The 20,887-nt window shown below is 53.1% G+C and carries 14 protein-coding genes and 1 tRNA gene; 2 read left to right on the top strand and 13 right to left on the bottom strand.

Features of this window, described 5'->3' with window-relative positions; translation table 11 throughout:
- Positions 1 to 36 precede the first annotated feature (36 nt).
- Both EBB54_RS08025 and EBB54_RS08020 read left to right on the top strand, forming a co-directional pair.
- Positions 37 to 891 carry a hypothetical protein gene (locus EBB54_RS08025; protein WP_125127029.1) on the top strand — a complete coding sequence of 285 codons (855 nt, stop codon included), beginning with the start codon at positions 37 to 39 and terminating at the stop codon, positions 889 to 891.
- 176 nt (positions 892 to 1,067) lie between these two features.
- Positions 1,068 to 1,140, top strand: a tRNA-Gly gene (locus tag EBB54_RS08020).
- Between the two features lie 330 nt (positions 1,141 to 1,470).
- On the opposite strand, the gene aspS is transcribed toward EBB54_RS08020, so the two are convergent.
- From aspS to EBB54_RS07955, 13 genes are all read right to left on the bottom strand, one after another.
- Complete coding sequence (aspS, locus tag EBB54_RS08015) at positions 1,471 to 3,288, bottom strand: aspartate--tRNA ligase (protein ID WP_125127028.1); 1,818 nt, start codon at positions 3,286 to 3,288, stop codon at positions 1,471 to 1,473.
- A gap of 18 nt (positions 3,289 to 3,306) precedes the next feature.
- On the bottom strand, positions 3,307 to 4,554 hold the full coding sequence (hisS, locus tag EBB54_RS08010; protein WP_044984431.1) for a histidine--tRNA ligase: 1,248 nt from the start codon (positions 4,552 to 4,554) through the stop codon (positions 3,307 to 3,309).
- 392 nt (positions 4,555 to 4,946) lie between these two features.
- Entirely contained in the window at positions 4,947 to 5,738 is a 792-nt protein-coding gene (locus EBB54_RS08005; RefSeq protein ID WP_125127027.1) for an aminoglycoside N(3)-acetyltransferase, read from the bottom strand.
- Between the two features lie 101 nt (positions 5,739 to 5,839).
- Complete coding sequence (locus tag EBB54_RS08000) at positions 5,840 to 6,853, bottom strand: LacI family DNA-binding transcriptional regulator (protein WP_125127026.1); 1,014 nt, start codon at positions 6,851 to 6,853, stop codon at positions 5,840 to 5,842.
- A 141-nt stretch (positions 6,854 to 6,994) separates the two neighbouring features.
- Positions 6,995 to 8,629 carry a coproporphyrinogen dehydrogenase HemZ gene (gene hemZ / locus EBB54_RS07995; RefSeq protein WP_125127025.1) on the bottom strand — a complete coding sequence of 545 codons (1,635 nt, stop codon included), beginning with the start codon at positions 8,627 to 8,629 and terminating at the stop codon, positions 6,995 to 6,997.
- Between the two features lie 28 nt (positions 8,630 to 8,657).
- A complete protein-coding gene (locus EBB54_RS07990) occupies positions 8,658 to 9,281 on the bottom strand; it encodes an MBL fold metallo-hydrolase (RefSeq protein WP_125127024.1) in 624 nt (207 codons plus the stop codon).
- A gap of 75 nt (positions 9,282 to 9,356) precedes the next feature.
- The gene (locus EBB54_RS07985; RefSeq protein WP_125127023.1) at positions 9,357 to 11,663 is read right to left on the bottom strand and encodes a RelA/SpoT family protein; all 2,307 of its coding nucleotides are present in this window, start codon (positions 11,661 to 11,663) and stop codon (positions 9,357 to 9,359) included.
- A 291-nt stretch (positions 11,664 to 11,954) separates the two neighbouring features.
- Positions 11,955 to 13,667, bottom strand: coding sequence for a single-stranded-DNA-specific exonuclease RecJ (gene recJ / locus EBB54_RS07980; protein ID WP_125127022.1), 1,713 nt, complete (start codon positions 13,665 to 13,667; stop codon positions 11,955 to 11,957).
- Between the two features lie 116 nt (positions 13,668 to 13,783).
- Entirely contained in the window at positions 13,784 to 16,036 is a 2,253-nt protein-coding gene (secD, locus tag EBB54_RS07975) for a protein translocase subunit SecD (protein WP_125127021.1), read from the bottom strand.
- 24 nt (positions 16,037 to 16,060) lie between these two features.
- Positions 16,061 to 17,467, bottom strand: a complete 1,407-nt coding sequence (scfB, locus tag EBB54_RS07970) for a thioether cross-link-forming SCIFF peptide maturase (RefSeq protein WP_044990636.1) — start codon at positions 17,465 to 17,467, stop codon at positions 16,061 to 16,063.
- A gap of 183 nt (positions 17,468 to 17,650) precedes the next feature.
- Complete coding sequence (scfA, locus tag EBB54_RS07965; RefSeq protein ID WP_004079507.1) at positions 17,651 to 17,794, bottom strand: six-cysteine ranthipeptide SCIFF; 144 nt, start codon at positions 17,792 to 17,794, stop codon at positions 17,651 to 17,653.
- Positions 17,795 to 17,936: 142 nt separating this feature from the next.
- A complete protein-coding gene (locus EBB54_RS07960) occupies positions 17,937 to 19,361 on the bottom strand; it encodes an aminopeptidase (RefSeq protein ID WP_125127020.1) in 1,425 nt (474 codons plus the stop codon).
- 86 nt (positions 19,362 to 19,447) lie between these two features.
- Positions 19,448 to 20,818 (bottom strand): aminopeptidase, encoded by a 1,371-nt coding sequence (locus EBB54_RS07955; protein WP_125127019.1) that lies wholly within the window; start codon positions 20,816 to 20,818, stop codon positions 19,448 to 19,450.
- Positions 20,819 to 20,887 lie beyond the last annotated feature (69 nt).

Below are 20,887 nucleotides of genomic sequence, written 5' to 3'. Positions count from 1 at the left end.
CAGCAATCGCTTTTTCATTATAGAAGGAGGTGCCTTATGAATTTTTTTTCGGTTCAGTCTTTGAACTCATATACGAAAAATATGGAAATGCAGATGAAGTGGCAGAAAAGAAAAGATACCAATGATTTCTCTGCAGATGGGACGACGACCATCGACGACTGGGTGAAGCAGCAGGCAGACGAGATCCGGCAGTCCAATCAGGATGGTTCCGCCAAGCTCCAGGCGCAGATCGACCTCAAGTTAAAGTGCGGCCAGAGGCTTTCTGCGGAGGAGATGGAGTATCTGAGGAAAAATGACCCGGAAGCCTACCAGCATGTAAAGTCCATGCAGTCCGAGCAGAAGCAGTATGAGGAGGAGCTCAAGCGCTGCAAGACCAAGGACGAGGTGGAGCGGGTAAAGATGCTCCATACGGCCAGTTCCTTAGGCGCCGTCAACAGCATTATGAACAATCCTGCCATTCCGGAAAACAAAAAGTTCGAGCTGGTGATGCGGGAGCATCAGAAGAACGCCGCCCTCCAGCAGTCCACAAGGGAATTTGTGGAAAGTGGAAAATATGCCCAGCTCCCCACCGAGCAGGAACGGCTGAAGGCGGAGAAGGATCTCAAGGAAGCCAAGGAAGCCGAGCAGAACATTGACGACCCGACCCAGGATACCGTGGAAGAAGTCGTTGAGAAGACACAGGAGACCGACCAGGAGGAGCCCCAGGATTCCGATGTAAAAGATGCGCTGATCCGAGATGCGAAGGAAGTGCTCAGCCAGCGGGAAATGACCCGGGCTGAGGCGGAACTCACGCCGGAAGCCCTTAAGGTCAAGCGGGCTAAGGCCCGATCCGCATACGGTGCAGCTGGTGCGGTTGCCCCGGCCCCGGTGATAGACGTAAAAGCCGATTAAAAACAATCGCCGTACCGGCTCCGACAGGCATCCGGTGCGGCTTTTTCTGGCCATACAGAATTGTCTGAAATTTTTATAAAAATTCCAACAATTAATTTTTCAAAAAGTGTTGACATACAGAGAATCTTGTAGTATAGTATGTATTGTTCCGATACGGAATACAAAAACACAGAGATGCGACAGTGGCTCAGTTGGTAGAGTACGACCTTGCCAAGGTCGGGGTCGCGGGTTCGAACCCCGTCTGTCGCTCTAGTAAAAAAGCTTTCGGTTTTTCGAAAGCTTTTTTATTTTCTTAAATAAATTTCATCTCCTATACCTTGTGGAACAGCCGGATGGCTATGTTGGGATGCCCCTTGGGTATACCTTGTGAAATGGCCGTATGGCCATAATGGGATGCCCCTTGGGTATACTTTGGAGATGGCCGAATGGCCATAACGTCATGCCCCTTGGGTATAAAAAAACAGGAGCCTCCCTCGGAATCTCCTGTTTTTTATCCTCACAGCTTATTCATATTCTGATATGTGATGATTCTTTCGAAACTGACAAAGTACCAGGTCAGCCGTTCCGTCTCCTTTCCGCTCAGCCTTCCTCTGTCTCCTCCGCAACTTCTGTATCCTCTTCCGCCAGGGCCAGCCCCAGTTCCAGAAGCTGCTTTTCATCCACCTCTCCCGGCGCGTCCGTCATCAGACAGGACGCGTCCTTGATCTTCGGAAATGCGATCACATCCCGGATACTGTCCTCCTTCGCCATCAGCATCACCATACGGTCCAGCCCGTATGCAAGCCCAGCGTGGGGCGGCACCCCATACCGGAATGCATCCAGCAAAAAGCCGAACTGGCTGTGTGCCTGTTCTTTCGTAAACCCAAGCACCTCAAACATCTTTTCCTGGATCTCATTCTGGAAGATCCGGATGCTTCCGCCCCCGATCTCATTTCCGTTCAGGGTAATATCGTACGCCTTGGCGCGCACCCTGCCCGGGTCGGAATCGAGATACTGCAGATCCTCTTCCATGGGCATCGTGAAGGGATGGTGCATGGCCGTATAGCGGTTCTGCTCCTCGCTCCATTCCAACAGCGGAAATTCCGTAATCCAGACGAAACTGTATTCATTTTTATCCAAAAGCTCCAGCTGTTTTGCCAGTTCCACACGCAGGGCGCCCAGCACGTCCCATACCACCTTGTTTTTGTCCGCGGCAAACAAAAGCAGGTCTCCTGCCTCTCCCGCCATGGCGTCGATCAGGTTTTTGGACTGCTCCTCGGTCATAAATTTTGCAAATGAGGACTTAAAGCTTCCATCCTCCTGGATGGCAATATAGGCCAGTCCCTTTGCGCCGTAATCCTTTGCGAAGCTGACCAGCTTGTCGATCTTCTTGCGGGGCATGCCGCCCTGCCCTTTGACATTGATCCCCCGCACACTGCCGCCGTTTTCTACGGCGCCTTTAAATACGACAAAGTCAAAATCCTTCACGGTTTCCGTCACATCCGTCAGTTCCATGCCGAACCGGGTATCCGGCTTGTCGGAACCGTACCGGTCCATGGCCTCCTGCCAGGTCATCCTGGGAATCGGCAGGCTCACTTCCACGCCCAGCACGTCCCGGAACAATTTTGCCAACAGGCGTTCATTCACATCAATCACGTCGTCCACATCCACAAAGGAAAGCTCCATGTCAATCTGGGTAAATTCCGGCTGCCTGTCCGCGCGCAGATCCTCGTCCCGGAAGCATTTCGCGATCTGGAAATACCGGTCATAGCCGGAACACATGAGGAGCTGTTTGAAGAGCTGGGGCGACTGGGGAAGCCCGTAAAAACTGCCCGGATGCACTCTGCTCGGCACCAGGTAATCCCTTGCCCCCTCGGGCGTGCTCTTTCCAAGGATGGGGGTCTCGATCTCTAAAAATCCCTCATCCGCCAAAAACTGCCTCGTCAGGGTTGCCACCTGGCTGCGCATCATCAGATTCCTCTGCAGATCCGGCCTTCTCAGATCCAGATAGCGGTATTTCAGACGCAGCTCCTCCTTGGTCCTGGAATTTTCTTCAATCGGGAACGGGGGCGTTGCGGACTCGGACAGCACGCGCAGCTCCGACGGGATCACCTCGATCTCCCCTGTGGAAATGTGCTCGTTCACTGCGCCGGAACGCTTTTCCACCTTTCCCACCACCGCAACGACGTATTCCGAACGAAGTCCGGCCGCTTTTGCAATCAGATCCGCGTCTGCCTTTCCTTCCTCAAACACCACCTGGATGATTCCGGAACGGTCCCGCACGTCTACAAATACAAGCCCGCCTTTATTCCGGTTCTTCTGAACCCATCCCATGACTGTGACCATTTCCCCCGCGTTTGCAGCCGAGAGCTCGCCGCAGCGGTGGGTACGATGTAATCCTCTCATTGATTCTGCCATAATGTACCTCTGCTCCTTTTAATCATAGATTTCCACAATTTCCTGATATCCCTGCCGAATCAGCTGTTCCTTCTGGAATTTTTTGTTTTTCTTCATGTTCATGACCATGACCTGCATTCCGGTTCCCCGTTCCGCTTTTGACTGTTCCAGGACGTCCAGCAGTTTTTCCTGGGAAAGGTTCTTTTCCAGCAGGTACGCCTTCTTCTTACCGCCAGTTGGTATCTGGTACTGCCGTTCCAGCAAAAGCATGACGATCCGCTCAAAGCCGATGGAGAAGCCCACGGCCGGGGTAGCCTGCCCTGTAAACCTTCCGATCATCTCATCGTAGCGTCCGCCGCCGCCTACCGAGCCGCCAAATTCATCCATGGAAATTTCAAAAATGGTTCCCGTGTAATAGGACATGCCCCGAACCAGCGTCGGGTCGAAGCTGATCTTAAAATCCGCTTCCTTTGCGCGTTCCACACTGCTCATGATCGTTTCCAGCGATGCCGCCGCGCCCTCCGGGAGATAACCCTCCAGCTTCTCGCCGCACCTGCGCACGCCTTCCACATCATTCGTAATCTCCTGAAACATCCGCAGATATGTTTCCACTGATTCTTCCGCATAGCCGTTTTCCTCTAATTCTGCCCGGATTCCGTCGATCCCGATCTTGTCCATCTTATCCAGGGTAATAAATATTTTCTCATAATCCGCTTCGTCAAATCCGCTGTATGCCGCCATCGCCTTGAGGAAACGCCGGTCATTGATGCGGATCGTAAAATCATGGAAATCCAGCTTCCCAAGCAGCGTGGTCGTGGCCAGGATCAGCTCGATCTCCGCCAGGTTTGAGGATTCCCCCAAAATGTCGATGTCGCACTGCATGAACTGGCGGAACCGCCCCCGCTGGGGCCTGTCCGCCCTCCAGACATTGCCGATCTGCAGCGCCTTAAAAGGGGACGGCAGTTCATTTGCATTGGCCGAATAATAGCGGGACAAAGGAACGGTCAGGTCATAGCGCAGACCTCCGTCTACCAGGTCCGCCTCCTCCTTCGCCTGATCCAGCTTCAACTTCTCTCCCCGCTTTAATATTTTAAAGATCAGCTTTTCATTGTCTCCGCCCTGCCTGCTGCAGAGGTTTTCAATGTGTTCCACACAGGGCGTCTCCATGGAGCAAAATCCGAACGACTTGTAGGTCTCCTTGATCAGCCCCACGCAGTAATCCCGGATCTCCATCTCCTCCGGGAGCATGTCCTTCATCCCGGTAACGGGCTTCTTCTTCAATGCCATATTGATTCTTTCTCTCCTTTCGGTTACTATAAACATTCTCTCTGAACTTTTAGCAGCTTCCTGAAACTCCGCGGCGCTCCTTTTTATGGAGCGTCCCGCATCCGGATTTTTCGGGCATGAAAAACCGGAAAGCGCTTTATCAATCATTGGCTCTCCGAAAGATATAAAACTTCAAAATCATTATACCTTGTAATTCCGGCTAAATCAATCGGAACTTTTTCGATACCGGGTCTTACCACGTTACAGCTCACGGTGCCTTGCACCATGCTGCAAGGCATCCGGCCAGTAAAATAGCGGTTGCATGCATCCAGCCCCTCGCCGTCAGGCGACTTTTCAATGGGCTGGATGCGTTACAGTTCACGGCCGTTTAGGCGTGAACTGTAACCTTTCCACTATCTCCTGTTTTCACCTATCCATTTCACGGCAAAATCTACCAGTTCCCTTTGGCTCATCATGGAAAGCATCCCATTTCCTAAAGGTGCATGGCGCACCTTCCCTGTCTGCTCAAATGCCTCTCCTATTGTCGAAAAATCTTCTCCGTCTACGGCTAACGTCTCATAGGATTTCCAGATCCGCTGTCCGTCATGCAGTACGGCGCTGCTTTCTATGACCGTATGCTTGCCCGGATATTCAGCCCTTACATCTGCCAAATGCAGGGACGTGTTCTTGTCATAACCAACCCCAGCCAGTAAAACAAATCCGTCAAGCGCATACAGCCTGCCAACAGGTGAGCTGTCTCCGAAAATATCCGACAGGTCGTGATTTTCTGTCAGATACTGTGCGTAACGTCCCCATGCCGCTACTGACCTTGCGGGATGATCGCTTCTAAGCGTCCCCGGCCATTGCCGGAACATTTCCGACACAGCGCCCATTGTATTTGTCGGTGTAATCCGTTTGTCATAGGCAGGTATGTGCTCACGTATGACCGGCCACCATTCCTCCGGTTCCTGCCAGTAAACGCCTGACGCCGGATCTAAATTCTTCCATGACTGTGTAGGCATCATAATCGTACCTTCATCACCAACGCTCTCAAGCAATGCTTCAATAACCGACTGGGCGCCGCCGCACACATAACCCAGACTGCTCAGCGATGTATGCACCATAATCGCCTGCCCTTTTCGGACGCCAAGATCCTTCAAAGCAGTTTTCATATCATCCGGGGTTACCAGCTTCCTTTTTTCCATTTTATCATTCCTCCAATCTACTTACAGCAGTTATTATCATAATAAAATGAACCTGGGAAAACAGCAATAGTTAAACGCATAACCCATTCCAAAATTCAGCCTCATTGTTTGTGCATTTTTACGTCGCGCACACTGTCACGCTCTATGAGAGTTACAGGCAGAATTACATTTTTATCCCGGCAGTCTCCGGTTCTTAATTGTTTTAACATTTTCACTGCCAAAGATGCCCTTTGCCTGTTATCCTGTTTTATCGTAGTCAGCGCCGGTACAAACTTTTCACATTCCCTAATATTGTCAAACCCGACTACCGAGAGTTCCTCCGGAACGGATACCCCCGCACTTTTGAGGAATTGGATGAAATCCATTGCATAATAATCAGATACTGCGAACACTGCTGAATATTTTTTTATTTCCTCGAAATGATCCATATAAAAAATGGTGCGCGCTTTCTGCTCCATAGGTATAACCATAAGCTCCGCATTTGGAATCTCGCTTTTTAATCCCATAAATCTTTCCATATCCATACAGATATGATTATCCGATATGCAAAGCACATCCCTGTGTCCCATGCGTTTCAGATAACGTCCGGCCTGTACCCCGCCGTCAAAATGATTGACCTCAATATTTACATGAATTCCGGAACTTTCCATATAACCGTCATATATCACAAACGGAATATGCATCTGTTCCCTCAATTTTTTATAATCCTGTTCACAGTAGCCAATCAGCACCATTCCCTCCATATTCCACATAGAAGCAAACTTAGGGATTTCATTCCATTGATCCGTAACTTTCAGCATAAGAAATTTTCCTGCCCGCTCTAACTCTTTTGCCAGTGCGTTCACTGATGCGGAAATAAATTGATCCTCCAGCGCATGGCCTTCGTATTTTTCATGGTCATTGATCACCACCCCGATAATTTTAGAATCATTTTGCGCCAGAAGTATCCCTGCCATACTCGGAATGTACTGTCTCTTTTCCAAAAGCTCCTGCACGCGTTTCACCGTTTCATCTGATATTTTCTTTGTCTTCCCATGAATCACATTCGATACGGTGGCTGTACTTACTCCCAGTTCGTCGGCAATATCGACAATCCTGATTCTTCTGCGCTCCATATACATCCATCCTTTCTTTCCCGTATAATTATCATAGAAAAAGCCTATCCTGCCGGCAAACGGGATAGGCGGTGTTCATAAAGACATTTACACTTTTTCTCCGGAGGCATCCGCTTTGGAAGCCGGCGCACCTATAAGCACTCACCATTTTTCCAGCAGCCTTTGCTTATGCTCTATTATTTCGTCGATTGTTCTGATATAGGAAGCCACATCCTTTACATTTTCCTGGCGGATCAGATTGGTCTCTTTTCCATTGTCCAAACGGATTTTTTCCGGCAGCACAATCTTGGTCGTTGTGCCTGCGCCTGCCGCCAGTATGGTCTGTTTCTCCTCCATAATCAAAATATTGTAGATCCCGGCTTTGTCAGCCTTTGCATACCCCACATTTTCAAAATTCCCGGCAATGTTTTTCTGCCGGTACAGATAATAGGGCAGCAATCCCATCCGGGCGGCCGCCTTCTCGCTGTCTCTGACCATCCGTGAAATCTCCGCATACGCTGTGCCCGCTTTGGCCATTTCCTGCTCCTGCCCCATCCGGGCAGCCCGCTTGATGGCAAGGGAATGCACGGTCAGGCTGTCCGGCCCCAATGCCTCGATCTGCCGGAGTGTATCCTGCATGTCACAAGCTGTCTCCCCCGGCAGTCCTGCGATCAAATCCATGTTGATATTGTCAAATCCAAGCTCCCTGGCAAGCCAAAAACTTTCCGCCGCATCCTCCGCCGTATGGCGCCTGCCGATGCGCTCCAGCGTCTTTTGCTGCATGGTCTGGGGATTCACCGAGATCCGGCTGATCCCGTGCCGCCGGAGGACTTTCAGCTTTTCCTCCGTGATACTGTCCGGACGTCCGGCCTCCACCGTGTATTCCAGGATGCCTTTTCCTCCCGCTGCGTCTGCGAAGGTCTCCTCGATCACAGAGAGCAGCCGGTCCAACTGTGCCCCTTCCAGCGTGACAGGCGTTCCGCCGCCGATGTACACCGTATCCAGCTTCCTGCCTTGGCCGAGCGCCCCCAGCGCCCGGATCTCCCGGAGCAGCGCATCCAGATAGTCTTCGATCCGGTTCTTCCACAGGCCGATGGGCGAGGAACTGAAAGAACAGTATGTGCAGATGCTGGGGCAAAAAGGGATTCCGATATACAGGCTGAATCCCTTCTGACAGTCCAGCCTGCCAAGCAGCTCCCTCTCCCGGACGGCGATCTGCGCCGCAAGCCCCGCTTTTTCCTCGGACACCCGATACTCACGGCTTAAAAAGGCCCTGATCCCTTCCTCATCGTCTCCGGCCTCCAGACGGCCCATGGCAAGCTTCACCGGACGCACCCCGGTAAGCATCCCCCAGGCAAGCTGCCGCCCTGTATAAGCGGCCAGAAACTCATAAACCTGAAGGGTCACCCATTTCTTCCGCGCCTGCCTGTCTGCCTCCCAATCCCCCTTGCTCCCGGTAAGAGACGAATCATCTGTACTCCCGATCAGCCACGAATCTCCTGTGCTCCTGGCAACCCCAGAATCCTCTTTATCCTCCGGAAGCCCTGCACCGTCCATCGCCGACTCCTGAGGGTTTGCATCCTTTCCGTCGTCTTTCGTCTTCACGCTTAGATCCGGCATAATGGAAAAGAAAGAACCTCCGTCCAACACAAGGTTTACCAGAGGTTCCTGCTCTTCATCCACGGTCTGCCTGATCTCCGCATCCGGGAAAAATGCCTTCACCATATGAAATAGATTGTAGGTATATACGGTTTCTTTACATGAAACCACAGCCGTTTTACATAAATTCCGAATCATAAATCTCCCGTTTTCTTTTGGGTCTCCTCTAAAAGTATGGATTATACTTCTTCTCGTCCCCGATCGTCGTCCTTTCCATATGCCCCGGATACACCGCCGTTTCTTCAGGCAGTGTGAACAGCTTCTCCCGGATGGAACGCATAAGCTGTCCGCCGTTTCCTGTGGGAAAATCCGTCCTTCCGATGGATTCCCGAAACAGGGTGTCCCCGGAAAACAGCACCTTCTCTTCCTGCAGATAATAGCAGCACCCGCCGATGGTATGCCCCGGCGTATGGATCACCTGAAACTGCATCCCGGCCAGGTCAAGCACATCGCCGTCCTCCGCATAAGCGGCGCCGGAAAATGTATACTGTCTTCCAAATTCCAGGGATGCATTCATGGAGGCATCCTTTAGGAGCGCTTCCTCCTCTCGGTGCGCATAGACCGGAATTTCCGGAAATTCTTTCCGGAATCCGTCAATCCCCATAATATGGTCAAAATGTCCGTGGGTCAGAAGGATGGCCCGCAGATCCAGGCCCTCCCTGCGGATCTGCTCCGCGATCTCCCCGGAATACACTGCCGGATCAATCAGAATGCACTGCTTTTCCTCTTCATTGACCACAAGGTAACAATTGGTACCCACCATGCCAAGCACAAAATTTTGAATCTTCATGTTCTGTTTCCCTTTCGCCTTTTCCTTATCAGGCAGGCATCCTTTCTGATGGGTTCTGCCTGAAATCAGCGCCTCCTACCCTGCCGTCCGCTCAATGTCAATCACGCCGTCGAGCTGGCGCACCTTCTCGATGACCTTCTCCAGCTCCTCCCTGCCGTGAACGATAAATCCCATGTCAAATGTGGCCGTTCCCTTTTTGCTCGTCCTGACATTCATAGACTTCACATCCAGCTTGCCTTCGGTGAAGATCCTGGTGATCTCCATCAAAAGCCCCTGCCGGTCATCCGTGAAGATCTTAAGCTCCGCCAAATACTGCCCGCCGCTCTCATTCTCCGGGGTCTCGCCCCACTCTACCTCAATCAGGCGCTCCCGCTCCGTATCGGAAAGATGCAGCATGTTGACACAGTCCGTCCGGTGGATCGTCATGCCCTTCCCGCGGGTCACAAACCCGACGATCTCATCCCCCGGCACCGGGTTGCAGCACCGCGGGAACCTGACCGCCACATCGGAAATCCCGCGGACCATGATGCCGCTCTTGGACTTGGCCACATGAACCTTCTGGCTGCTGTTCTCAAACATCCTGCCCAGGATCAGCTCCTCGGTCAGTTCCTTCTTGTGCTCCTTTTCGTATTCCTCCTGAAGGCGGTTCACCACCTGGCCTTCCTTTAAGCCGCCGTGTCCCACAGCCGCAAGTACGGCATCCCAGTCCCGGAATCCGTATTTTTTCTGAACCACCTGCTGGTATTTGGGCTTCAGGACATCCGCCATATTGATTGACTTCATCCGGCAGTAAGATGCGATCAGATCCTTCCCCCGGACAATGTTTTCTTCTTTAAATTCCTTCTTAAACCACTGGTTGATCTTGGACTTTGCCTGAGGACTCTTCACAATATTGAGCCAGTCCCTGCTGGGACCCTTGGAGTTCTGGGAGGTGAGCACCTCGATCCTGTCCCCGTTCTGGATCTTATAGTCAATGTTCACCAGCTTTCCGTTGACCCTGGCCCCCACCATCCGGTTCCCCACCGCGCTGTGGATGGCGTATGCAAAATCCACAGGTGTAGAGCCGTTTGGCAGGCTTTTGACGTCTCCGTTGGGGGTGAAGCAGTATACATCCTCCGTGAACAGGTCCAGATCGCCCTTTAACAGGCTTAAAAACTCCCGGTTATCCGACATGTCCCTCTGCCATTCCAGAATCTGGCGCAGCCAGCTCAGCTTCTCCTCCTCCCGGGTCTTGGTGCTCTTGGTTGAATCTCCGCTCTCTTTATATTTCCAATGGGCCGCGATTCCGTATTCGGCCGTCTTATGCATCTCCTCCGTCCGGATCTGGATCTCAAAAGGCTGTCCGGATGGCCCCATCAGCGTCGTGTGAAGGGACTGGTACATATTCACCTTGGGCATGGCGATATAGTCCTTAAACCGCCCAGGGATCGGCGTATACATCTCGTGAATGACGCCGAGCGCCGCATAGCAGTCCTTGACCGAATCCACGATGATCCGCACGGCAAACAGATCGTATACCTGGTCCAGCGTCTTGCTCTGGAGCACCATTTTTTTGTAAATGCTGAAAAAATGCTTGACGCGGCCATAGACCTTTGCATGGATATGGGCATTTTCCATATGCTGGGAAACCTCCGCCACGATCTGCTGCACGAACTCTTCCCGCTTTGTCTTCCGTTCGTTTAAGTCGCTGACAAGCTGTCCGTATACCTCCGGCTGGGAATACCTCAGCGACAGATCGTCCAGCTCAATCTTGATCTTGGAGATCCCCAGACGCTGGGCAATGGGCGCATAGATATCCATGGTCTCCCTGGCCTTTTCCTGCTGTTTCCTGGGAATCATAAATTCCAGCGTACGCATGTTATGCAGGCGGTCCGCCAGCTTGATGATGATCACCCGGATATCCTTGGCCATGGCCAGAAACATCTTCCGCAGATTCTCCGCCTGGATCTCCAGCTTGTCCTTGGAATAGCTGAGCTGCCCCAGCTTGGTGACCCCGTCCACCAGAAGGGCCACTTCCTCCCCAAATTCCCGGGAGATATCCTCCAGAGTCACATCCGTATCTTCCACCACGTCATGGAGCATCCCCGCCGCAATGGTTTCCTTGTCCATCTCCAGATTGGCCAGGATGATCCCCACCCACATGGGATGAATCAGATAAGGCTCCCCGGACTTGCGCACCTGGTCCTGGTGGGCTTCCTTCGACAGCTTGTACGCCTTCTCGATCATAGAGATGTCGGCGGAAGGATGGTACTTCCGAATCCGGTTTACCAACGCCTGGTATAAAACGTCAGGGTCTTGATAATCCTCAGGATTCATGACCGCGTGTCCGTCAACCATTCCGAGACTTTTATTCATCGTTTCATATTCCAATATCCCTGCCATATCAATTCCCCACTTCCTTTCCTGATTCAGCCGGAGTCTGGCTCCTGTCTGGTCCCTGTCCAACGCCCGCCCCGGCTGACCTTTTTCTGCACAAATATAATTTTAAGTATATCATTTTTTTTCAGATTGTAAAGCCGTGAATTTCGATTTTTATAGGGGCTGTGAACGTTACTGTGAGCGCCCGGTCAGGGTGTGAGCAGTAACCTGTGAACAGCAAGAAGCCCCAGGCAGCAGGACGTCGGCGCCGGACAGAGCGTTCACCCGCTTCCGCGCGCCGGATATCCGCCACTTCTACCGGTAATTGACCACCGTGATCTGCAGGCTCCTTCTCCCCATATACTCATTTACCGTAGGGTAATATGTAAACGACATCCGTTTCTTCTGTCCCATATATTCCATACAGGCACGCACGTCTCCGAAATATACCGCGTCCATCCGAAGGCCCCTTGCGTCCTCCACCTGGAATTTGAGCACGTTCTGGTTTTTTCCCAAAATTCGTGGGGAGATCACCCGCAGGTTTTTCTCCGCAAAAAGAGGCTTCGTGTTCCCTTTCCCGAAGGGCTCCAGCCGCTCCAGCTCTTCCACCAGCTTCTGGGACAGATAGGCGATGGGAAGCTGCATGTCGATGGACACCTTTTCTGTCAGATCCTCCTCCGTCAGAGTTGCCAGCTCGTTGATCCGCCTCCGGAACTCATCCACATGCTCCTCTTTCATGGAAAGCCCCGCCGCCAGCTTATGCCCTCCGAACTTTGTAAACAGCTCCCGGCACCTGCACATTTCCTCGAACATATGGTAATTCTCGATGGAACGGCCGGAGCCCTTCACGCCCTCTTCCGCGGAGGTCAGCACGAAGACCGGCCGGTAATACCGCTCCCGGATGCGCCCCGCGATGATCCCGGCGATGCTTTCATGGCAGTCCGGCAGGTACACCACCAGCACCCGGTCCTCTTTCAAAGAAGATTGTTCAATCATCTCCACTGCCCGCTCCACGCCCTGCTCCGTCAGTTCCTTGCGGCTGTCGTTTAACTCCTTGAGCTCTTCCGCAAGCCGGGCTGCTTCTTCCGGATCCTTTGCATTGAGAAGGGCCAGCGCGCGCTTGGCCGTATCCAGCCTGCCGCTGGCATTGATGCAGGGCCCGAGCACAAACCCGATGTGGTAGGCGCTAAGCCGCTCCACAGGAACCCCGGTGCATTCTATGAGGGCTTTGAGCCCTTCATTTTGGGTATGTTTCAGCATTTCCAGCCCGGCTTTCACAAAAATCCGGTTTTCCCCGCACAGATCCATCACATCGCCCACCGTGGCGATGGCCACATGCTCCATCAGACGGCCGATCCTGGACAGATCCGCCTCCATGGCCCGGTAGAGCGCCTCCACCAGCTTATAGGCCACCGCCGCCCCGCAGAGCCCCGAAAAAGGATATCCGCAGTCCGGCCGGTGGGGGTCCACCACCGCATCCGCCGGGGGCAGCTGGTACTGCCGGCCTTCCTCGGTTTCCAGATAGGGGATCTCGTGATGGTCTGTCACGATGATGGTCAGCCCCTGCTCTTTTCCGTAAGAAATCTCGTCCCGCGCGGCAATTCCGTTGTCGCAGGTAATGATCGTGTCGATCCCGTCTTCCAGCGCCTTGTCGATCAGCATCCTGTTCAGGCCGAAGCCGTCCCGGATACGGTCCGGAATATCCGTGTCCACGTCCGCTCCCAGCCCGGACAAACCGTCCTGGAGGATATAAGAAGCGTTGACCCCATCGATATCATAGTCGCCGATCACCCGGATACGCGCATGCTTCCCGATCTTCTCTCTGAGGATCTCCACGGCCCGGTCCATGTCCTTCATCTGCATCCCGTCGTGCAGATCTGACAGAGTCCCGTTCAGATACTTTTCGATCTGGGCATCCTCCACCACATCCCGGTTGCGGATCAGCCTGGCAAGGATCGGGGAAATGTGATACCTCGCGGCAATCCCGTTAAAATCTGCTTTCTTCATCGTTACAAACCATTTTTCCATGATTGTGATCCTTTTCTTTCCTATGATGAAAGAAGAAGCTGTCTCCCTCCTGTTCATCATAGGAAAGAGACAGCCTGTCCCTCTTTATACCGGCAGATGCCATAATGCATGCCGATTTATTTTGCAGTTTCCGCTTTCCTGCCCTCACGGTTCTTCATGATATACCACAGCGCGCCTGTGATGCATACCGAAGAATACGCGCCGCATATGATACCTACCATCAGCGGCAGGGCAAATTCCTTGATGGAGCTGACGCCCATGATAAACAGCACCAGCACCATGACAAAGGTGGTCAGGGAGGTGTAGATACTTCTTGTCAGCGTCCGGGTAATACACCGGTTCACCAGCTGGTCCATCCCCTCGTTCTTTTTCTTCGTGCGGAGTTCCTCACGGATTCGGTCGAAGATAACGATGGTCGCGTTGATGGAATATCCCACGATGGTCAGCATACATGCGATGAAGGTATTTCCCACGGAAACCCTTGCCACCACATAGAATGCCAGCACCACCAGCACGTCATGAAGAAGCGCAATGACCGCGCTTGTGGCAAAGCGGATATCCTTGAACCGGAACCAGATGTAGAGCAGCATACAGATCGTTGCCACGATCACCGCCACAATGGCATCCTGCCGCATCTCGGAGCTGACGGTTGCACTGATATTTTCTGTGGCAATCTTGTCTTCATCCGCCTGGAATTGACTGCTCATTGCCGTATTGAATGCCTCACGCTTATCCAGATCCAGTGTCTGTGTCTTGAAGATCACCTGGCTGGTGCCTTCCACCTTCTGCACCTGTACGTTGTTGTCCCCGGTTACGTCCTCGATCACAGGAACGATTTCCTGGTCGATCTCTTCTAATGTATATTCCTTGTCAAAGGTCACACTGGTAGATGTGCCGCCTTTAAATTCCAGGCTGTAATTCATCACACCTTTTCCCTGCGCCCCGTTGATCCCCATAAATGCGAACCCGGCCACGATCAGCAGGGCGGAGATCCCGAAGAACACCGTTCTCTTTCCAAGGAAGTTCACCGGCTCCTTTTCCGCCTTCTTTGCATGTCCGTAGAACTTCTTGTCACGGATGCCCACCGCAAAGAAGGAATAAATGATGATCCTGGTGATGAACAGCGCCGTAAACATGGATACCACAATACCCATTGCCAGTGTCTGCGCGAATCCTTTGACCGTGCCGCTTCCTAACCACTGCAGCACAAAGGCTGCGATCAATGTGGTGATATTGCCGTCCAAAATCGCGGACAACGCTTTCTGGAATCCGGCGTTCAAAGAGGTCTTGACGCTCTTTCCTTCCGCTAACTCCTCCCGGACTCTGGCAAAGATGATGACATTGGCGTCTACCGCCATACCGATGCCCAGGATGATACCTGCGATACCAGGCAGGGTCAGCGTGATATCAAATGCATTTAACAGGACAAGGATCAGTCCTGTGTAGATCAGAAGCGCAAGGCTGGATGCAAATCCGGGCAGCAGGTATGCGATGCACATGAACACAAATACGATGGCAAGTCCGATGGCTCCGGCCTTTAAGCTGGTGCTGATGGCTTCCTCACCGAGCTGTGCGCCTACCACGTTGGAGCGCAGTTCTTCCAGTTCCAGGCTCAGCCCGCCGATTCGGATGGAAGAAGCGATCCGCTCCGCCTCCTCAAAGCTCATGCTGCCTTCGATGACTGCCTGGCCGCTCTTGATCTCCGCGTTGACGTTGGGCACGCTGATAAATTCGCCGTCATAGTAGATTCCGATGCTCTCCTCCGCTTTAAAGGCCCGCTTGGTAGCCTCCGCGAATTTCTCCGTCCCTTCCGGGTTCATCTCCAGAGTGACCACGTTCTGATTTGCATTGGTCAGCTCGTTGGTCTGCACCTGTGCGGAAGCGCTTTTCACATCCGTACCGGTGAGTACGATGGAGCCCTCCTCCTTCTGCAGCTCTTCGATGGTTTTATTTAAAACATACTTTCCATCTTTATAAGTATAGTTCTCTTCTCCCTCGCTGTCGGTCTCCGAAATAAAATACAGGGAACCGGGCTGTCCCAGCTCATCCAGGATCTCGTTGGCATTGGTCACGCCCGGGATCTCGATGCTGATCCGATCTTCCCCCTCCTGGTATACGGTCGCCTCGGTGCTGTACTGCTCCACACGGCGCTGCAGCTTATAGATGGTGTCTGCCATATCCTCCGCCGACGGCGTGCCGCCCTTTACCTGGTAGGTGATGCTGACACCCCCTTCCAGATCCAGGCCCAGCTTGATATTCCTTGCTGCGCCCGAACCGCCCTCTCCAAACCCGACCGCGGTCGTAAATCCCAGCAAACCGATCAGGACTACGATCAGGATCAGGCTGATAATGCCTTTACTTTTTTTCATGACTATCTTTCCTTTCTGTAATTTCTATGACTCATCCTCTGCATGGTCAGCCAGCGCGGCTTTGATCATAATAGCGCATTCCACCCGCTTGCGTTCCATCTCGCAGCTCACGTCGTAGGTGTCGTGAATGGTGTGATGGAATTTGTAAGAATTTGCCATACAGCCGCCGCTGCAGTAAAAACGCGCAAAGCACTTTCTGCATTTTTCCTTGGAGTACACGCTGCAGCTTCGAAATTCCCCGGCAATCTCCGGCCGGGTAATGCCGCTGTCCACCGTTCCCATGAGGAACGCTTCATCCCCCACAAACTGATGGCAGGGATACAGATCCCCCCAGGGCGTCACCGCCAGGTATTCGGTGCCGGAACCGCATCCGGACAGCCGCTTTGCAACGCACGGGCCGCCTTCTAAGTCAATCATAAAATGAAAGAACTGGAATCCCTTCCCCTTACGCTCATACTCGATCATCTTCTCCGCCAGAGCGTCGTATTCCTCGAAGATCCGGGGCAGGTCGCTCTCCCGGATGGCGTAAGGATCTGAGTCCTCTCCCACCACCGGCTCAATGGAGATCTGCTGAAAGCCCAGATCCACATAGTGCATCACGTCTTTGGAAAAGTCCAGGTTTTCCCTGGTAAATGTACCGCGGATGTAGTATTTTTCCTGGTTCCGGCTCTCGGCGAGCCTCTGGAACTTGGGCACGATCAGATCGTAGCTGCCGCTGCCGTTCGGGAAAGGCCGCATCCGGTCATTGATCTCCTTCCTCCCGTCCAGGCTCAGCACCACGTTGTCCATCTCCTGATTGACAAACTGCTGCACCTCGTCGTTTAAAAGCACCCCGTTGGTGGTCAGCGTAAACCGGAAATGCTTCTCATACCGGCGCTCCAATTCTCTGCCGTAGGCCACCAGCTCCTTCACTGTCTTCCAGTTCATGAGCGGCTCCCCGCCGAAGAAATCCACCTCCAGGTTGCGTCTGTTCCCGGAATTTTTGACCAGGAAGTCCAGCGCCTTCTTCCCCACCTCAGGGGACATGACGGCGCGCCGCCCATGGTACTCCCCTTCCTCTGCAAAACAATACCTGCAGGCCAGGTTGCAGTCGTGGGCGATATGCAGGCACAATGCCTTGACTACGGTTTTGCGCTGCTTCACTTCATCTATATAATCTTCATATATGTCCTCTGTAAACAGTTGTCCCGCCTTTACAAGCTCCGTGACTGCTTCCAGCACCTCCGACAGTTCCTCCTTCGGATACCCGGGCAGCGCCTTTACAAGCCCTTCCAGCGTCTCCGGGCTTTCCAGCGTGCCGCAGGTATGGGAGGGGTTCTGCCGCTCCAGGCAGGCAATCACATCGTAGGCGATCTTGTCCACCACATGGACCGAACCGCTGTTCACATCGAGAACGATGTTATAGCCATGATTCTGATATTGATGTATCACTGAAGATACCCCGCTTTCTGCTTCTAATTGCGTCCTCCCTCCATGTTCTTGCAAAGCTTCATAACATGTGCCGGAGCCGCAAATCTTTATACATGGATAAAGCAGCGACTCGGGCCGCTGCCTTAACAATCCCGCATGTCCAGCAGATCCTTATCTGTTCTGAACACTTACGCAGATTCCGTACTATTTTTTATGCTCACAGGTCTGGTTCCCTACCGTACAGGAAGTCTTGCATGCGGACTGACAGGATGTCTGGCATTCTCCGCATCCGCCTTTGTTCACTGTATGGTTCAATGTCTGCGTATTGAGTGTCTTAATGTGCTTCATCTCTTCTCCTCCTATCATCATGCTTCGCGGCAGCGCCGTACGTTCCCGCTTCCTCCCAAAGCGCTGCCCTGGACGGATTGCGGGGCTTTTGAACCGGCAGATACCGCTGCTCCGCAATATTATAGCACACTGCCCTCTGATTTTAAAGCATTTTTTTGTAAAATGCCCTGTAACCTTTCACCGCCTCGTACAAATCCGCCTTGGAAGTCACCTCCCAGGGGGCGTGCATGCTCAGCACCGCAAGGCCGCAGTCGATCACTTCCATCCCGTATTTTGCCATGATATAGGCAATGGTTCCTCCGCCCCCCTGGTCTACGGCGCCCAGCTCCGCGGTCTGATAGGTGACCAATTCCTCGTCCATAATCCGGCAAAGCTGCGCCATATATTCCGGATTGGCGTCATTGGCCCCGGATTTTCCGCCGCTGCCGCTGTATTTGTTGAATACCAGCCCGTTTCCCAGATAGGCCGAATTTTTCTTTTCAAAATATGTTTCGAACATGGGGTCAAAGGCCGCGCTTACATCCGCGGAAAGCATCCGGGAATGCAGTAGGGTCCGCCGCAGACGAAGGTCAAAGGGAAGCTCCCCCGGCCCCTGACTTTTCAGGTGTTCCCCGGTGAGGAACAACAGCTCGGCCACCGCATTTTCAAAAAAACGGGACTTCATGCCTGTGGCCCCGTTGCTGCCCGTCTCCTCCTTGTCCACCAGCAGGCAGCAGGCCGTCCTTACGGATTCCTTTTCCTGATTTGCCTTTTCCGGGGAGTCCAGAAGCGCCGTCAAAGCGGCAAAGGCGCAGCTTCGGTCATCCTGTCCGTAGGAGAGCACCATGCTCCGGTCGAACCCGCATTCCCTGGCCCCGCCGGCAGGGACGATCTCCAGCTCCGCGCTGAGAAAATCTTCCTCCCGGATTCCGAACTGCCCCGCTAGAAGTTCCAGAACATACTCCTTGGCCTCCTGGTCTTTCAGAGGACGGTTTCCGATCAGCAGGTCCATTTTCTCCGCGTTGAAAAAATCCTTCACCTTCTCTTCGTTCCGCTCCCTGCCCAGATGGGGCAGCAGGTCCGTGAACACGAACGCCGGGTCTTCTTCCTTCTCGCCGACGGATACGCACACCCGGGTTCCATCCTTTCGGACAATGATTCCGTGGAGGGCCAGAGGAAGGGCAAACCACTGGTATTTTTTGATTCCTCCGTAGTAGTGGGTATCCAGGTACACATTGCCTGCCTCTTCATAGCAGGGCACTTGTTTTAAGTCCAGGCGGGGGGAATCCACGTGGGCGCCGATGATATTCATGCCCTGCTCCAGAGGGGTTGTCCCGATCCGGAAAAAGGCGGCGGATTTTTCCATAAAGGAAATGTACGCCTGATCGCCTGGCTGCAGCCGCTTCCCCTCATGCACTGCCTTAAGAAGGTTTATAAAGCCTGCCTCCTCTGCCATCCGGACTGCCCGTGCAATACATTCCCGTTCTGTTTTTCCTGCATCCAAAAAACGGCGGTATTGAATACTCAATTCTTCTACCGCCGCCAGATCTTCCTGTCCATAAGATTTCCATGCGTTTTTTCTCTCCATACTATCTGCTCCTTTTCTTCTTGACTTGCATATATGGTATGGAGAGATTTCCCTTTTTATACTTCTGTAAAAAGTGTATATCCGTATTATTTCATATCCCGTAAGAACGCGCAGTACCCCCGGTACGCTTCATACACATCCGCCTTGCTTGCGATCTCCCAGGGAGCGTGCATACAGAGGATGGCGATCCCGCCGTCGATCACTTCCATGCCGTAAGCTGCCAGTATGTACGCGATGGTGCCTCCGCCGCCTGCATCGATCTTTCCCATCTCCGACATCTGGAAGCCCACTTTGTGTTCGTCGAATACCCGGCGCAGCTTTGCGATGTATTCCGCGTTGGCATCATTGGAGCCGCTCTTTCCCCGGACTCCCGTATGCTTGCAGAAAACCGGACCCCTTCCGAAGAAGCTGGACGACCGTTTTTCATATACGTCCGTATACATGGGATCGTAGGCCGCGCTCACATCGGAGGAAATCATCGTGGAATGCGCCAGGGCACGGCGCAGCTTTAACTCGGAAAAGCCTTCCAGCTTTTCGCAGAGCTCCGCCACCGCATTTTCAAAGAACCGGGAATGCATTCCGGTTGCGCCCACGCTGCCGATCTCTTCCTTATCCACCAGGATGCAGCAGGCTGTCCGGGCCGTATCCTCCGTATCCAGCATGGCCGCCAGGGAGGTATACGCACAGATCCTGTCGTCCTGCCCGTAAGCCATGATCATGCTCCGGTCCAGGCCGCACTCCCGTGCCTTTCCCGCAGGAACCGCCTCCAGCTCCGCAGACATCAAGTCCTCTTTCTCAATGTGGTATTTGTCCCGGATCAGCTTTAAAATCTGCGCCGCCGCAGCGTCTTTTTCCTCTCCCTTTAAGGGCCTGCTTCCGATGAGGATGTCCAGGTTTTCCCCTTCCACCACCGCGGAAGCCTTCTTCTCCAACTGCTTGGAAGAAAGGTGCACCAGCAGGTCAGTCACCGCAAAAACCGGGTCCGTCTCCTGTTCCCCGATGGATATGGTTTCCCTGGTGCCGTCCTTGCGCACGACCACCCCGTGGATCGCCAGGGGCACCGTCACCCACTGGTATTTTTTAATCCCCCCGTAATAATGGGTGTCAAAATACGCCAGTCCGCTCTCCTCGTACAGCGGGTTCTGTTTCAGGTCCAGGCGCGGGGAATCGATATGCGCCCCAAGGATGTTCATGCCCTGTTCCAAAGGCTCCGTCCCCACCCGGAACAATGCGATGGATTTTTCCATCCATGCCGCATAGACCTTGTCTCCGGGCTGAAGAGTCTGCGCCGTGTACAGGTTTTGGTAACCCTTTGCCTCGGCCTGCCGGATGATCTCAGACACGCACTCCCGCTCCGTCTTGCCGGCGTCCAGAAAAGCGCGGTAATCCCCGCACACCTTTTCCAGAGCGTCCAGTTCATCGGCTTCGTATTTCAGCCACAAATTTTCCTCTTTCATCTTTTGTTTCCTCCTAAGCCTGGGAACTCTATGGAAATGTAAAGCCCAGTCTGTTCCAATGATTTTCCT

It is taken from the genome of Schaedlerella arabinosiphila, from assembly GCF_003885045.1.
Taxonomy (GTDB): domain Bacteria; phylum Bacillota; class Clostridia; order Lachnospirales; family Lachnospiraceae; genus Schaedlerella; species Schaedlerella arabinosiphila.
Note: the sequence above shows the minus strand (reverse complement) of the source record. Positions and strands in the feature narration are given on the sequence as shown.

Bases quoted from the DNA above. Each gene is read 5' to 3' on its own strand.
- EBB54_RS08025 (WP_125127029.1), top strand. From the start codon at position 37: ATGAATTTTTTTTCGGTTCAGTCTTTGAACTCATATACGAAAAATATG.
- aspS (WP_125127028.1), bottom strand. From the start codon at position 3,288: ATGGCAGAATCAATGAGAGGATTACATCGTACCCACCGCTGCGGCGAG.
- hisS (WP_044984431.1), bottom strand. From the start codon at position 4,554: ATGGCATTGAAGAAGAAGCCCGTTACCGGGATGAAGGACATGCTCCCG.
- EBB54_RS08005 (WP_125127027.1), bottom strand. From the start codon at position 5,738: ATGGAAAAAAGGAAGCTGGTAACCCCGGATGATATGAAAACTGCTTTG.
- EBB54_RS08000 (WP_125127026.1), bottom strand. From the start codon at position 6,853: ATGGAGCGCAGAAGAATCAGGATTGTCGATATTGCCGACGAACTGGGA.
- hemZ (WP_125127025.1), bottom strand. From the start codon at position 8,629: ATGATTCGGAATTTATGTAAAACGGCTGTGGTTTCATGTAAAGAAACC.
- EBB54_RS07990 (WP_125127024.1), bottom strand. From the start codon at position 9,281: ATGAAGATTCAAAATTTTGTGCTTGGCATGGTGGGTACCAATTGTTAC.
- EBB54_RS07985 (WP_125127023.1), bottom strand. From the start codon at position 11,663: ATGGCAGGGATATTGGAATATGAAACGATGAATAAAAGTCTCGGAATG.
- recJ (WP_125127022.1), bottom strand. From the start codon at position 13,667: ATGGAAAAATGGTTTGTAACGATGAAGAAAGCAGATTTTAACGGGATT.
- secD (WP_125127021.1), bottom strand. From the start codon at position 16,036: ATGAAAAAAAGTAAAGGCATTATCAGCCTGATCCTGATCGTAGTCCTG.
- scfA (WP_004079507.1), bottom strand. From the start codon at position 17,794: ATGAAGCACATTAAGACACTCAATACGCAGACATTGAACCATACAGTG.
- EBB54_RS07960 (WP_125127020.1), bottom strand. From the start codon at position 19,361: ATGGAGAGAAAAAACGCATGGAAATCTTATGGACAGGAAGATCTGGCG.
- EBB54_RS07955 (WP_125127019.1), bottom strand. From the start codon at position 20,818: ATGAAAGAGGAAAATTTGTGGCTGAAATACGAAGCCGATGAACTGGAC.